Annotated in this window: 12 protein-coding genes and 1 pseudogene; 7 read left to right on the top strand and 6 right to left on the bottom strand. The window is 56.9% G+C overall.

Annotation, left to right across the window (positions count from 1 at the left end):
- Nucleotides 1-26: 26 nt before the first annotated feature.
- From RRF56_RS02095 to RRF56_RS02085, 3 genes are all read right to left on the bottom strand, one after another.
- The gene (locus RRF56_RS02095) at nucleotides 27-692 is read right to left on the bottom strand and encodes a hypothetical protein (RefSeq protein WP_317033762.1); all 666 of its coding nucleotides are present in this window, start codon (nucleotides 690-692) and stop codon (nucleotides 27-29) included.
- 28 nt (nucleotides 693-720) lie between these two features.
- The gene (locus RRF56_RS02090; RefSeq protein ID WP_317033761.1) at nucleotides 721-1,191 is read right to left on the bottom strand and encodes a hypothetical protein; all 471 of its coding nucleotides are present in this window, start codon (nucleotides 1,189-1,191) and stop codon (nucleotides 721-723) included.
- Nucleotides 1,192-1,320: 129 nt separating this feature from the next.
- Nucleotides 1,321-1,947, bottom strand: coding sequence for a hypothetical protein (locus RRF56_RS02085; RefSeq protein WP_317033760.1), 627 nt, complete (start codon nucleotides 1,945-1,947; stop codon nucleotides 1,321-1,323).
- A 138-nt stretch (nucleotides 1,948-2,085) separates the two neighbouring features.
- Here RRF56_RS02085 and RRF56_RS02080 point away from each other — a divergent pair, with 138 nt between their 5' ends.
- The 4 genes from RRF56_RS02080 to RRF56_RS02065 all read left to right on the top strand — a co-directional run bounded on the left by RRF56_RS02080 (nucleotide 2,086) and on the right by RRF56_RS02065 (nucleotide 7,385).
- The gene (locus RRF56_RS02080) at nucleotides 2,086-2,304 is read left to right on the top strand and encodes a hypothetical protein (protein WP_317033759.1); all 219 of its coding nucleotides are present in this window, start codon (nucleotides 2,086-2,088) and stop codon (nucleotides 2,302-2,304) included.
- Nucleotides 2,301-2,813 (top strand): hypothetical protein, encoded by a 513-nt coding sequence (locus RRF56_RS02075; RefSeq protein ID WP_317033758.1) that lies wholly within the window; start codon nucleotides 2,301-2,303, stop codon nucleotides 2,811-2,813. The genes RRF56_RS02080 and RRF56_RS02075 overlap by 4 nt, the downstream gene beginning before the upstream one ends.
- Nucleotides 2,814-3,049: 236 nt before the next feature.
- Nucleotides 3,050-3,388, top strand: coding sequence for a hypothetical protein (locus RRF56_RS02070; RefSeq protein WP_317033757.1), 339 nt, complete (start codon nucleotides 3,050-3,052; stop codon nucleotides 3,386-3,388).
- A gap of 721 nt (nucleotides 3,389-4,109) precedes the next feature.
- A complete protein-coding gene (locus tag RRF56_RS02065; RefSeq protein ID WP_317033756.1) occupies nucleotides 4,110-7,385 on the top strand; it encodes a hypothetical protein in 3,276 nt (1,091 codons plus the stop codon).
- A gap of 199 nt (nucleotides 7,386-7,584) precedes the next feature.
- Here RRF56_RS02065 and RRF56_RS02060 read toward each other — a convergent pair whose 3' ends face one another.
- From RRF56_RS02060 to RRF56_RS02050, 3 genes are all read right to left on the bottom strand, one after another.
- On the bottom strand, nucleotides 7,585-8,655 hold the full coding sequence (locus RRF56_RS02060) for a YhcG family protein (RefSeq protein WP_317033755.1): 1,071 nt from the start codon (nucleotides 8,653-8,655) through the stop codon (nucleotides 7,585-7,587).
- 705 nt (nucleotides 8,656-9,360) lie between these two features.
- A complete protein-coding gene (locus RRF56_RS02055) occupies nucleotides 9,361-9,675 on the bottom strand; it encodes a plasmid partition protein ParG (RefSeq protein WP_317033754.1) in 315 nt (104 codons plus the stop codon).
- Nucleotides 9,672-10,271: a ParA family protein gene (locus RRF56_RS02050; RefSeq protein WP_317033753.1), complete on the bottom strand. Its 600-nt coding sequence runs from the start codon at nucleotides 10,269-10,271 to the stop codon at nucleotides 9,672-9,674. The genes RRF56_RS02055 and RRF56_RS02050 overlap by 4 nt, the downstream gene beginning before the upstream one ends.
- 330 nt (nucleotides 10,272-10,601) lie before the next feature.
- Between RRF56_RS02050 and RRF56_RS02045 the strand changes: the two genes are divergently transcribed.
- From RRF56_RS02045 to RRF56_RS02035, 3 genes and pseudogenes are all read left to right on the top strand, one after another.
- Nucleotides 10,602-11,150 carry a site-specific integrase gene (locus tag RRF56_RS02045; RefSeq protein ID WP_317033752.1) on the top strand — a complete coding sequence of 183 codons (549 nt, stop codon included), beginning with the start codon at nucleotides 10,602-10,604 and terminating at the stop codon, nucleotides 11,148-11,150.
- Complete coding sequence (locus tag RRF56_RS02040) at nucleotides 11,150-11,509, top strand: hypothetical protein (protein ID WP_317033751.1); 360 nt, start codon at nucleotides 11,150-11,152, stop codon at nucleotides 11,507-11,509. The genes RRF56_RS02045 and RRF56_RS02040 overlap by 1 nt, the downstream gene beginning before the upstream one ends.
- Before the next feature lie 183 nt (nucleotides 11,510-11,692).
- Nucleotides 11,693-13,834: pseudogene (locus RRF56_RS02035) on the top strand (protein kinase domain-containing protein); the annotation flags it as partial.
- Nucleotides 13,835-13,916 lie beyond the last annotated feature (82 nt).

Here is a 13,916-nt window from a genome sequence, read left to right as displayed (position 1 = left end):
ATTGTTGCCCCCGGTTGCTGTGGCTGTTAGCTGTGGGCACGTTTGAGGTAGTGCCACTGGAGGCCCAAAAAGAGAATGAAGCGCACCATGATTTCAAAGCAGAACAGCATGGTGACGATCAGCCCCACGCTGCCCCAGTTGATCAGGCCCCATTGGCCAGTGAAAATCACAAACATCAGCTGCCCAAACCCGCCATCGACAGGCGGGAAGACGGTTAAGCAGATGAAGGTATCCACGAGGTAGGCAACCAGGCTGGCTCGGTTAGCGGTGCGAATGCTGAGCAGCGGGAAGCGGTTGTACCAGTCCTTCAGCCGCACGAGGGCAGGATCGTCGTCCTCATGCACTTGGAGTTGGTCGGCGGCATCGGCCTCAAGGGCAATTAAGCGCATTAGCTTGCGGTCGTGCTTCAGCAGAATCGGGTAAGCCTCGGCGGTCTGAATGAAGGCCCACAGCACCACCCCAACGGGGATTGAGATCAGGGCCAGGGCGCGATTGCCAAAAAAGCCAACGACGCCTTGCAGGTCAAAGATATCGACCAGGGCTAGGGATACCGCGCGGCAATAGGGCAACATGTTGGCGGCGGCCACCACGCAGGCGACGCCGATCGCCAGCCAGTAGAGCAGTTGTCGCGCGGTCTTGGCCCCTGAGTTTTGGGCACGGGTGGAGCGTTTTTTAGTGGAATAGGTGGTCATGGGTTGAGCCTCTAAGGGGTTGCTGGGCTTAGTTGGAGGGCATGTAGTAGGCGGCACCCTGGTACTGGTTGAGTCGCCAGTCGACGATCGCTTTATCGCCAGTGAAGGCGATCTTTTGGGTGACGCCTGGGGTATTGGGGTCGCTGTCGTCATCGACGATCACCCCGGTATTGCCGTGGGCATCGCAGACGGTCGAGCCCACCGGGATGGGTTGCCCCGATGCACTATCGAGCACCGGCAGGTTGAGCACCAGGGAGACGTAGCGCTGTTGGTCGGCACTGACGACCGGGATGCAACCCGCTTGGTAGCGGGCGATCGCTACCTCGTTTTTCTGGGCCTGCTCCTGTTGGCTCAGCGTTAGCTCGGTCATGTCGGCACCAATGCGGCCCGCCTCGGCTCGGGCGGTATTGACGTTTGAGGCGAAGTTGCCGAGGTTACTCATGCTGGGTATCGCGGTGCCAATGATGGCCAGGGCAAATACACCGTGGATCGGTTTCATAATGTGGGTGTCCGTTTACGTCATGGTTTTCGGGCAAGCCCTCAGCCCTGGTCTGCCAACCGGCTGGGGGTTTCTAGGGGGCGATGAACAGCGCGAGCGCCGCTCCAGCTGTAGCTAGGGCCAACAAGATTAGGTAGTGGTATTGGCCTCGGCGGCGGGCTTTCCCAGGCTTTGCAATTGCGCCAGGGCATCGGCTAGGGCGGTCGTTTCGTCGGTTTGCGCCTGGTCAATCTGTGCCGTTTGTAAGCGGTAGAGGCGCTGCTCTAGGGCTAGCTCCTGCGCCTTGGCGGCAATCGCGCCTTGGGCCTGCTTGGTGGCCCGTAGCCGCTGCTCACGGGCGGCCAGGTCATCGGCCAGGGCACCTTGAATCAGGTCGGCCGCCTGCAAAAACTGCTCAGCCACCGCCAAGGGGTCATCTATGACCAGCGCCTCAGAACTTCGAAACTGCCCTAGGTCAACAGTTAGCCCTTGGTAATTGGGTAGGTCGATGGTGGTGCAGTGGTTGCCGGCATGGATGGTCAAGTCAGCCATAGTGGGCGCAGCGGGTGCAGGCGCTGGGCAGAACTGCGCGAGCGCCGCCTCGACAGCTGCGGGGCTGAGGCCATCGCTAGTGCTGTAGCCGTGGTCATTCAGCCAGCGGCGCACGGAGGTTTTGGGCAGGTTGCCGTTCTCTTTGCAGAACGAGTGAAGGCTGACGGGTTCGGTCATAGCTAAAAATTCCTTTGAACCGTTGCGGGTACGGGTGGGGCGCGGCATGGCACGGCAAACGGTGAGCCAACTAGGCCCAGCCCTGTACCTATACCGTTTCGCGTCTTGGTACAGTAATAGCATAGTGTTAATACTTTGTGTATACTAAGGCTGTATCTCGTTGTTTTTTACTACTGAGGTGTGCCCATGCCCAGCGAAAGCGCCTATGATTTGCCCATGGCAACAGACAAGGCGAAATTGATGGTCTACATGGACCAGCCCTATAAAGAGGGGCTGGCCAAGCTTGCAGCAGCTCAGAATCGCAGCATGAGCAACTATGTTGAGACGTTGATTATTGAGGCGGTTGAAGCTGCGATCGCCAGTGGGGAAATATCATTAACCGCCGAGGAGGTTGATAAAAAATGACCTACAGCAGCGATCGCCTAGACCGGATAGAGGCTCTACTAGCCACCGTGGCTGAGTCCAATGCCGCCAGCACCCAACGCTTAGACCGTGTGGAATCCGTGCTAGCGGCCACCGCTGATCGGCTAACCCGTGCAGAGCAGGTAGCAGAAAGTAATGCCCGCGCCATTGAGGCATGGTCATCTCGCATTGAAGACGGCATTGCTGAGGCCGAAGCGGTCAGCAGCTCCACTGCGGCCAATACCAACCGGCGCATGGAAGAGGCTATTACCGACACGGTGCAAATGATTGCCGACCTGGGCCGACAGCAGCAGGCAGCAAGAGAGCGCTCTGACCAGCTTAATGCAGAGCATAGCCAGCGCTTTGAGGTTTTCCTGCAAGATGCCAGGGCAGACCGTCAGCGCTTTGACCAGGCGATCGCCGCCAATTCTGAAGAGCACCGGGCGTTCACCCAAAACATTCAGGTGCTGCTGGCCGAAATTGCTCGGCTGTGGCAGCGGGTGGCCGGATGACCACCGGAGACAAAGCCAAACGCGCCACAGTTGCGATCGGCTCGTTGTCGGTCGATGGGTTCCAGATGCCCGATGGCTCTTATCGGATGTCACTCAACAGCGCAGCTGAAGCAGTCGGCTTATTACGCCGGAACGCGTTCGAATTTTTGCGTTCGAAGGCAGCTAAACAGTTGCTAGGAGAGGGTTTTACGGGTTCGATTTTTGAGATAGAGGTAGAGTCTGCTCCAGAGCAAAAGGTGGGTCAAACTCGGATTAGTGCTATTCCCCTGAGTGTGGTCAGCAAGTACTGGCTTTGGCAGTCCTACCGAGGGAATAAGCAAGCTTTTGCCTTAGTAGATGCCCTATTAGAGGAATCCCTAGAACGCCGCTTTGACGCTGCCTTTGGTGTGGAGCGTAGCGAGAGCGATCGCGAGATCTTACTGGCCCAACGGCTACAGCAAACCGAGACAGCGCTATCGGCAGCCGTTGACGCCCTAGCAGAGCCAGACCTCAGGATAGAGCGCGAGGCCAGGTTAGAGCAGCAGCTTAGAGACGCGGGCATTGAGCCGTGGGAGCTGCCAGAGGAAAGGGAATGACCGACATCCCATCCCAAAGACAGATCTTGTAAACTTAGTCCCCAAGGAGGTGATGACCTATGTAGACCCTTTGAAACGAACCCTTTAAAAGCAAAAAATCGACCAAGCCGCCAAGCAAAACGTCGATTTCCCGCTTACCACCAAACACGCCGTGAGACGTGAAAGGGCATTCGTTTATTTAAATTTCTCTCGCCATTCTAATCGCTCTGGATCTTCTTGTCCAGAGGGGCACGTATTTTATTGCCTTTTTTTGGCTTTGAGATGGCGATCGCAGCTTTGCAACCTCCCAACCCGGTAAACCGCCCCACATTAGGGGCTCGGTTGGAGGCGTATATCCGCCATTTGAGGCCGATTTCCGGCAATCCTTTGAGGCCAAAACCTTTAGACCTGCGTTGCCTCAGGCGAGCACTCATCTTCCTATCTCTCCAGAAAACATCTCACTCCTGGCTTAGCCGGAAGTGGCGTGTTTTCGTTGGTTTTGCCTGCACTGGCGGGCAACAGAGGGATCAATGTGAGCGATTGCTCGGGCTGAGGCAGCCACTCCCCCGTAGCAAACAATGATTCCTATTTTTAGTACCAACCAACGCTTTGCACATTGGACCGGCTCCGATTATGTCCCGTCCTACTCCGATTCATCATCGCCCCAGGCCAACGCCCTAACCCACCCGCAATTGCACATCATCACTCAGCCGCTAACTCCCCAGGTAGAGGAGGTAGCCCTGTGAGCTTCAAGTCACTCAGGGGCAGCTGCCCCATCTGTGAGGGGGCTCGGCGAGATTGCCGCGAATCCCTGTCCACCGGCTTTGTGTTCTGTCGCCACACCGAGGCCAACCCCGGCGGCCAGTGGCGCTATATCAAGGACGATGCCCACGGGTTTGGGGTGTGGGCCTGGGGGGAGGGCGAATCAGCCGATCGCCCCCTGCGGGTCACCGTCATTCCCCCTAAAGCCCCAATTGCCACCCTGGATCCAGCAGCCCGCAACAAGGGCTACCGGGCGCTAATAGACTGGGCCGGGCTACAGCCCGAGCACCGGGCGGCCCTGGCCCAACGACCCCACATCACCGAGGCAGAGATAGCAAACATTGCTTCCCTGCTATTTAGCTGGCAAGGCGGGGCCACAGCACCAGAAAATGCGGCGGGGTTACCCGGCATCGTGGCGGGGCAGCTCTGGCCTCGGGTGCAAGGTTGGGCGATCGCCATTCCCAACGCCAGCGGTGAGATCATTGGGGCTCAGATCAAAAATCCCCAGGGCGGCTATTTCTGGGCCAGCCATGCCGACCAGTCCCCGGTACAACTACCCAACGGTGAGCTGCCCCTCGGTGTCTACGGTTCACCAGCGGCGGGCGTGGTCAACCTGGGCGAGGGGTTTTTTAAGCCTGCACTATCAGCAGCCCGCCACGGCGGGGTCTGGATTGGGGCAGCGGGTGGCCATTGGGCATCAAGCCCCCAGCAACTCAGGGCGGCGCTCGATGCTCTGGGTTGCCAGCAAGTGGTGCTCAATGCCGACAGCGGGGCGATCGCTAACCCCCATGTGATGGGAGCCTACAGCCGCCTGGCGGCGCTGCTGGAGTCCTGGAGCATTCCCCTATCGGTGCGCTGGTGGGGACAGTGGGAGAAAGCGCACGGCGACGTAGACGAAATCACCCCAGCACATTACCAGGCGGCGATACTGTTCCCCTGGGACGAATTTCAAGCCCTGGCCACCCCCGCTAAGATCAAGCGGCAACGCGCCAAAGACATCAAAGTCTTGCGGCGGCAACAGACCGTTGCGCGGGCGATCGCCATTCTCAACCAGCCCCTGCCCCAGGCCCACCGCGAGACCTCCGGTGGCTACCTGCCCGAGCTACCCCCGCTGCCCCCCGGCATCGATGGGTACGCCATTGACGCGGGACTAGGAGCGGGCAAAACCACCACCATCGGGCGCGACATCGTGGCACCGACTCGGGCAGCGGGCGGCTTCACCATTGAGCTAGAGCCCCGTAACTCCCTAGGGCAGCAAGCGGCTGAAAAGCACGAGCTGGTTCATATTCATGCCTTTGCCACCGACAAAGCCAGCAACCAGGCTCTCGGTGCCATGGCCCGAGATCAGGGCGGCCTGGTGCTGTGCCCCAACTCCCTGCCACGGGCCGCTCAGCACATCCCCCAGGGCTCCGTCGTTGTCATTGATGAGGTTATGGCCACCCTAACGGAGGCCTGCACCGGGGGTACCCTCAAGGGGCGCTACGCCGACACCATGGCCCAACTCATTGCCAAAATGCAGGGCGCTAGGGCGCTGCACATTGCAGAATCGGGCTTAGACCAGGCGACCTTAGACTTTGTGCAGCGACAGTCTGGTAAACGTCTGGCCGTCATTCGCCACCAGGGGGCCGTTGCCCCCTGGGACGTTCACCTGGCCGTCGGCGGTAGCCCCGACTCGATGTTTAGCCAGATGATGGCCCAGCTTAGACGGGGTGAGCGGGTGTGGTTGCTGTCCACCTCCCTCAATGAGGCCAACGCCTGGGCGCTCTGGGCCAAGGACAACGCCATCAACACGATGCTGATCACCGGCGAAACCAACGAAGCCGGGGCCTTTGATGCCTTTTTCAGTGACCCCGACTCCGAACTAGAGCGGCAACAGGTGCAGCTGCTCATCACCACCCAATCGGCCCAAACCGGTCTATCGGTTGAGCGCTACTGGTTCGATGCCCTCTACGGCTACGCTCCCGGCTTCCCGGTAGAGGTCATCTACCAGATGCTGGGCCGCTACCGGCGTCCCTGTCCCCGCTATGTCTGGGTACCGGCTTTTATCACCCCCAGCCGATGGGAAAAGCCCCGCCAGGAGAGTGTCCTAGCTGAGATCAACCATGAGCTAGGGCGATGGGCGGCTCATGGGTTTGCACCGGCTCCCGCTGGCCCCGAGCAGGCTGCCATCGACGACTATCTGGCGGCACGGTGGGAACGGGCCTGGGCTCAAAAAGTCATCCCCGGCCAGGCATTGACCCTGATGCTAGAGCGGGCCGGTCATACCGTTATCCCGTGGGAATTAGCCCCCGATGAGGTCACCCAAGCCATCCGCGCCACCTACCGGGAAACCCTGGCCCAGCAGCGGGCTCAGTTCCATGCGGGCCTGGCCATTGATCCCACACTACACACCTCCGAGTGGGCCAAGGCCAAGCGCGACGATGCCGAGGCGACCTACCGCGATCGCGGCATCCTGCGCAAACTCAGCACCCTGGAGAAATTCCCCGGCATCGACTGGGATAACTCAGAAATCTGGTATCAGGCCTGGTTTGCCCCCCGGCATTATGCCGAGGGTGAACAGACCCACGGCCCCATCGGCCCTGGGGCATCCCTTTGGGCTGAATGCGGCGCTGCTGACATCCTCCAGGGCAAAGCAGCCGATGAGGCGATGGTTATCTTAGCCCAGCGGCTGCGCTCAATCAGCCTACTCCCCGAGTACGGAGCCAAGCTGGCGATTCTGGCCCCGATGCGGCCCCTGTGTGAGCAGCTCCTAGCCAGTGGCCAAACCTCACCAGGATGCCCCCTTGTACGGCGGCTAGCGGCCATGGCGCGGGCTATAGGCGATGACCTCTACCGCTACTTGCGGATCGTTGCCAGCGACGACCACAGCGACCAGGCAATCGCCCATAAAATTCTGCGCAAGTTTGGCCTGACCTTGACCCGCTCAACCTATCGCAAGGTGGGCTGCAAGCGGCAATGGTCTTACACCGTCACCGCCCCGCCGCTGTGGCAAGCGTTGATAGAGGCCAGGGGTAAAGCACTGGAAGCTTTACAGACCAAGGCTTCTGGCCGCGTTACAGATTTGTTAGAGAAACCATTTAACAAATCTGTAACTGCCCCACCAAACCGGTTAGACGTTTCTCCAGATATTCTTGACCTCGCTGACCTAATTACAGCGGCCAGGCAAGCAGGGGCTACTGCTTTCCACCAGCTGCGGCAGGCAATCAAGCCGGTTTACGCCGACCTCTGGCGAGAGGCACTGGCCACAGCCGCCTGACCACCCAGTGGCATGGGGGTTGAGTAGTAATGGAAATCGATTGGAGAGCAAGCGCGGGTCTGAGCTGACGGAGGATGCGCGATTATTGCTGCTCTATCGTCTGCGCGTGTAGGTACCCCAAATTCTCACCCACCCGTCTTTTTAGGGTGGCCTAAATTACTGTGAAAGATGGTGGTTGCTTGCTATTAGCCTATCGCTGTCATAGATACGAGTTGTCTTGCTCAGCCCCAATTTCCCTAATAGCTGCATCTAGTTCCATCTCCAACTGCTCAGCGGTGGGCAGACATCCCTGTAAGGCTGGCGGCAGCTCTTCGCGCAGCTTGTAGGTGGCCACGCCAATGGGGTTCTGCACTGTGTCCAAGGCAAATTCAACGGTGGTGCGCTTTTTGGACTTGCATAAGATGATGCCAATGGTGGCTTCGTCCCGCTCGTCGCATAGCAGGTGGTTGACAGCGCTGATGTAGAAGTTCATCTTGCCTGCGTACTCCGGCTTAAACTCCGTCACCTTGAGGTCTATGACCACGTAACGATGTAGTTTCAGGTGGTAGAATAGTAGGTCAATAAAGTATTCGTCGCCGTCTACCTCAAGCCGATACTGGCTACCCACAAAGGCAAACCCTACCCCCAGCTCTAGCAAAAAATCACGGATGCGCTCTACTAGAGCCCGCTCTAGGTCACGCTCCTGTACCTCATCAGCAAGGGCTAAAAACTCGAAATTGTAGGGGTCTTTCAGCAGCTCGCGGCTTAGGTCTGACTGTTCAGGTGGCAGGGTGCGCTCAAAGTTGGTAATGGCACCGCCCTGCCGTGCAAACAGATTGGTGTCGATCTGTAGCTCCAGAATGTTTCGGCTCCAGCCAAATTCAACAACCTTGCGGGCGTACCAGAGACGTTGTTCCGGGCTGTTGAGTTTGTTGAGTAGCGACTGGTTATGCCCCCAAGGAATTTGTGCTATGACCTGTAGCACTATTTGCTCATCGGGGTAGGCCTCGGCCAAAGCCCTCATGTATTGCAGGTTTCGGGGAGAGAATCCCTTCATCTCTGGAAACTCGCGGCGGAGGTCTTTGGAGATACGGTCAATGACCTTGCTGCCCCAACCCTGCGATAGCTGGCGTTCCATAATCTCTTGGCCTATGTGCCAATAAAGCATGATCAGCTCCTGGTTGACCGCCAGGGCAGCCTTGAGTTGCGCTCTACGGATGCGTTGCTTTAGGCCATTAATCAGGGCAAAGTAATTTTCGTCTTCGGGAAACAGGGCAGGAGGTTGAGGCATAAAGCAACAGTGATTTGGTGGATCAGACGCAATAGAGAGACTTGCCCAGTGCAGAAATCCTGAATCTTGTAACCACTGTTCTATAAGGGTTTCAAGAGATGCGGCCCATTTTTACATGAATCGGTGCCATGCCCCACTGACAATCGCTGCTCCTTCTGGCTCTAAATGACGAGCTGCTTAGATGTTTAATCATCCAGATGTCTAAGCATTGAGATATCTGGATGATTCCAGGGGTGGGTTAGTGTTTCTGTGCCGTTACTCTCCGGCTACCCCAGGTCTAACTATGCCAAACCGGGAAAATAGCGAGCGAGCGAGCAAAAACAAAGCCATTAATTCTAATTTAAGCACTCAGACATTCAAGCGTCTAAACATTTGAATGTCTGAGTGCCCTGCGATTGTAGCCTTGGCCACCATACACTTCCATTCCCTCGTCAAGGCATGTCCTTTTCATGGGATGTAATTCTTGTGCCAAATAAACGGTAGTCCTCTCCTAGTCGCTGCCGCCCTTGGGCTTAAGCATCTAAGCATCTGAATGTTTAGATGCTTAAGCGTTTAGATGTCTGAGTGCTTAGATATCTGAAAAGGTTTAGGGGTGAGCATTTCTGTATCGCTACTCTCAAGCCATTTCAGAATCAAACTACGCCACAGTAGTCAAACAGCGAACAAAAGCCAAAGCCGTTCATCCTATGTTAAATGTCCAAACATCTAAATATCTGAATGCTCTTCGAGCCATGCCGCGATCGCAGACTCGGCAATGTCACTCATCTCCATTCCTTTATCAAGGCTGGCCCGCTTCAATCGGCGATGCAGTTCCTGAGTCAGATAAACAGTAGTGCGTTTGTAATCGCCGCTGCTGCTCTTGGCTTTGGATGTTGAGATGTCTGGCTGCTTAAAAGCTTGAACATCTGGACGTTCAGATGTTTGAACATCTAGCAAAGGCTCAGGTTGGGTGGGTTCTGCTACTTCAGGCTGCTGCTGGGCTGCTTTGAGTAGGTTAGCAAATCGGTTTTGGTCACTCACGGTAATATCTCCTTTCCGATCGCGGTATAGCAGCTCCAGGCGATACCTGCGTAGCTATCGCCTTTTACATCCTTAACTAGGCATCCATCAAGCGCAGCCCGTTGGAAAGCGTTAAGCCTACGAATGCCTCCATCAAACAGTGGGAGACCAGAGGCTATCAGCGACGCCCTAGCCTCTGCCCCAGCTGCGTTGGGCTTGGGGGGAATGATGGTGAGTAGCACTCGATATTCTGCCTTAAGCCCTTGCAGCGGCTCCACCATTTGGAGCATAGCCCCCATGCTGAGCGCGTCGGGGCTGCATGGAATAATCAGCAGGTCACACCCCTGGGCAAGGCTGGCCAGTTCATCAGACGATGGCCGAGCGGCGGTGTCGATGACGACGTGGGAAAACTTGCCAGACATTAGCAGCTTGGGCGCTTGCATCTCATCGGCCACGGTGAAGGGTAGGCGATCGCTAGCAGCCCACTGGAGAGCAGAGCGGTTGCTGTCGCCATCGACTACCAGTGTTTCTCCTAGCCCTTGCAGGTATCCTCCCAGATGAATGGCGGTTGTGGTCTTGCCCACTCCACCCTTAAAGCTGACGACGGTTATGATCACTGCCTCAACTCCTAAATTATGTCGTGAGGATACCAGATGTTTGAGAGCCTGGATGCTTAAATGTCTGAAAATCTAGATGCTTAAACATTCAAACATTTAAGCATCCAGTAAACTCATTTCGATGCAGGTAAGACTCGCAACGATTTACCCTCTGTCTCACCATTCCAGTTTTGAGACAGTGCAACGCAAAACCAATGCTTTTCGGCTATCTCACCTGAGACGCTAGCTTGCCCCATGGCCTAACGCCCTGAAACCCTGATAAACCGTTGTTTTCTACTCAACAGAATAGAAATTACGTCTAGTAGGATGGGGGAGAGCATAACGGATCCGATGAGCACCAATGGCCAGGCGAAGGTATTGACCCAGGACGAAATTGCCCAGCTATTCGCGGCGATGGACTCCTCCAGGGATAAAGCCCTGTTCGGCATCATGCTCTACTGCGGGTTGCGGGTGAGTGAGGCGATTGCCCTCCTGCCCGGCGACATTAAGGGGGATGTGTTGGTGTTACCTGCGAAGGCCACAAAGGGCAAGCTGGCCACCCGACAGATCGACATTCACCCCAAGTTGGCGGCGCTGCTGGCGGCCTATGACCATGGCGGGGCGGAACACCTGTTTCCGGGTCGCCATGGGCGGGGCCGGTTGGCGCGATCGTCGGCTGACTGGCTGCTCGACCAGGCGCTGGCCTATATCGGGCTGGAAGGGTTGGGGATTAGCACCCACAGCTTTAGGCGCACGGCTCTAACTAACCTGAGTAATGCTGGGGTACCGCTGCGGGTGATTCAGGAGATTAGCGGGCATCGGTCATTGGCCAGCTTGCAGCGGTATCTGGAGGTGAGCCCTGAGCAGAAGCGGGCTGCGATCGCAGCATTGGCATACTAATGAAAATCACAACCCCCCATGTCGAGATCGATCATCCTTACACCCTCCTGGTGCTGACCATCGACGGCAAGACCCACAGGCTGCTCGCTGAGAAGAAGCCTACCCTCACACGTCATGGGATTGTAGCGGTAACTGGCTATAGCGCTAAGCTGCCTGATGGTACGACCATAGAGGGCTCTGACGACCCAAACCTATTCCGTCTGTGGCTAGCTTTTGCGCTAGACATGTACCAGGGGCGAGACTTCCAGAGCGGGCTACTAGATCCGATGGAGTTTAGCACCCTGGAGGCAAAGCTAGAGCCTTATGCTTTACCCGGTGCTAAGCCGATGATTGATTACCTGCCTGAAGTTGATGATTGAGCCAATACAACACCACTACCCCTTAGACCAGATTTAAGGGGCAGTGCTTTTGGCCTAGGTTGTTTGATAAATATCTCAGGACATTACAGGGATGGGGCCAGGTACCATGGAATCCAGCTAGTTCATCCTTTTAACATTGAGCCTTAGCTTCCGCAGGATCTCAAATACCCTACTCAGACCCCAATGCCTCCCTCGTCTAACTGGATCACCGTTGCTGAATCTCAGTTTCCCTGGGAGCGGGAAGCGCTGGAATTCATCCGCCGTCAGTTTCCTCAGCAAGAACCCTACCGAGCCTGGGCAAATTTTGAGTTCATCGCTGGGGACGGCACGATCAATGAGGTAGACCTGCTGGTCTTTACCCCCCAGGGATTTTTCTTGATTGAAATTAAGAGTCGTCCTGGCAAAATCGTGGGCGATCAGGGTACCTGGACGTGGGAAAACGACGGCAAACGCCGCACCTACGATAGTCCACTGATTCTTACCAATCGCAAGGCCAAAAAACTGCGCTCTCTGCTAGAGCGTCAGCGAGCCTTTAGAAATAAGGGCAAAGTGCCGTTTGTGGAGTCGTTGGTATTCTGCTCTGACCCCAAGCAAACGCTGGAACTGTCTTTGGGGGCGCGGCAGCGGGTCTGTCTGCGCGATCGCACCCCGGTGGGCGACAAGCCAGGGCGAGCGGGCATCATGGCCGCTATTTTGCGGCGAGAGTGCGATGGGCTAGAGCCTCAGGTTCGGGATCTGCACAATCGCCCCATTAGTCAGCTTGTGGCCCAGGCTATGGATCAAGCTGGGATTCGGCCTTCCCAGAGCTCCCGCAAGGTCAGTGACTACCTATTAGAAGGCCCTATGGAAGGGGAAGAGGGGCCGGGCTACCAAGACTGGCGGGCTGCCCACGCTAAATTTGACCAGACCACTCGGCGGATTCGGTTTTATCTCGTGCGCCAGGAAGCCTCTCAACAAGACCGGGAGGTGGTGGAGCGAGCGGCTAATCGCGAGTTTCAAATCTTAGACCGGCTGCAACACCCGAATATTTTGCGGTGCTTTGGTCTGACAGAGCACGAACTCGGCCCAGCGCTGATTCTAGAGCACGACCCCAACGCAATTCGCCTAGATCACTACCTGGCCCAGAACCAGGATGCCTTAGGGGTCGATGTCCGCCTGAGCCTGGTGCGGCAGATTGCGGAGGCAATCAGCTTTGTTCACGAGCAGCGCACCATCCACTGCGGCCTAAGCCCTCGCAGCATTTTGGTAACAGAGCCGCGCCCTAATCATCCCAAAATCAAGATTTTTAACTGGCAGCTGGGCTATCGGGCTGGGTCTGCGGCGATGGGGGCCACCCAAGAGGTTACCGCCACGTCCCACGTTGATCAGCTGGTGGATGATAGCAGCACCGCCTACATGGCCCCTGAGTTCCTCACGGATCCCACGTTTATTGGCGAGCATCTGGATATCTTTTCTCTGGGGGCGATCGCATTCCATGTTTTTTCTGGGGTACCCCCCGCTATCAATGGCCTGGAACTGGCCGAAACCCTGCGAGACACCAAGGGGCTACAAATTAGCGCGGTGCTGAATGGAGCTCCTGAAAGTCTGCAAAACTTGATTAAAGACAGCACGCACCCCGTGGTGAACTGCCGCACTGAGGAAGTGGCTGACTTTTTAGCCGGGCTCGATCTGGTTGAAGAAGACTTGACCGCCCCCGAAACTCAGCTCGTCGAAAACCCCAACGATGCGCAAAAGGGGGATGTGCTGCCAGGGCATTACACCGTGCTGAAGCGCCTGGGGCAGGGGGCTTCTTCCATTGGGCTGCTGGTGCAAAAGGCTGGGCAAGATCAGAGCTACGTGCTCAAAGTGGCCAACGACCCAGACCACAACAGCAAGATTGAGGATGAGGCCGAAATCCTGCAAAAGCTCAGGCATCCTAGCATCGTTGAGTTTGTTGAGCAGCTCGAAATCGGCAACCGTGCGGCCCTGCTGATGAAGCCGGTGGTGGTCACCAAAAACGACGAAGACCAGATCGAAACCCTGGGGCAGCGCCTGCGGCGAGAAGGGCAGCTGCACATTGACCTGCTCCAGCGGTTTGGGGATGACCTGCTAGATGCCATCAAGTATTTAGAGGAACAGGGGGTTAATCACCGCGACATCAAGCCCGACAACATTGCCATTGGGCACCTGGGCCGGGCCGACAAGCTGCACCTGGTGCTGTTCGACTTTTCCCTGTCGCGCGCGCCGGTGGACAACATTCGGGCGGGCACCACTGGCTACCTAGATCCCCTGCTGTCGGTACGGCAGCCCCCCCGGTGGGACTTGCAGGCTGAGCGCTATGCTGCCGCCGTCACCCTCTATGAAATGGCCACTGGTGTGTTGCCCACCTGGGGCGATGACGCCTCTGACCCCACTTATTTAGACTGTG

This window comes from Nodosilinea sp. E11 (genome assembly GCF_032813545.1).
GTDB lineage: Bacteria > Cyanobacteriota > Cyanobacteriia > Phormidesmidales > Phormidesmidaceae > Nodosilinea.
This window is presented reverse-complemented; position numbering and strand designations above follow the sequence as displayed.

Bases quoted from the DNA above. Each gene is read 5' to 3' on its own strand.
- RRF56_RS02060 (WP_317033755.1), bottom strand. From the start codon at position 8,655: ATGCCTCAACCTCCTGCCCTGTTTCCCGAAGACGAAAATTACTTTGCC.
- RRF56_RS02045 (WP_317033752.1), top strand. From the start codon at position 10,602: ATGAGCACCAATGGCCAGGCGAAGGTATTGACCCAGGACGAAATTGCC.
- RRF56_RS02095 (WP_317033762.1), bottom strand. From the start codon at position 692: ATGACCACCTATTCCACTAAAAAACGCTCCACCCGTGCCCAAAACTCA.
- RRF56_RS02040 (WP_317033751.1), top strand. From the start codon at position 11,150: ATGAAAATCACAACCCCCCATGTCGAGATCGATCATCCTTACACCCTC.
- RRF56_RS02075 (WP_317033758.1), top strand. From the start codon at position 2,301: ATGACCTACAGCAGCGATCGCCTAGACCGGATAGAGGCTCTACTAGCC.
- RRF56_RS02090 (WP_317033761.1), bottom strand. From the start codon at position 1,191: ATGAAACCGATCCACGGTGTATTTGCCCTGGCCATCATTGGCACCGCG.
- RRF56_RS02080 (WP_317033759.1), top strand. From the start codon at position 2,086: ATGCCCAGCGAAAGCGCCTATGATTTGCCCATGGCAACAGACAAGGCG.
- RRF56_RS02085 (WP_317033760.1), bottom strand. From the start codon at position 1,947: ATGCCGCGCCCCACCCGTACCCGCAACGGTTCAAAGGAATTTTTAGCT.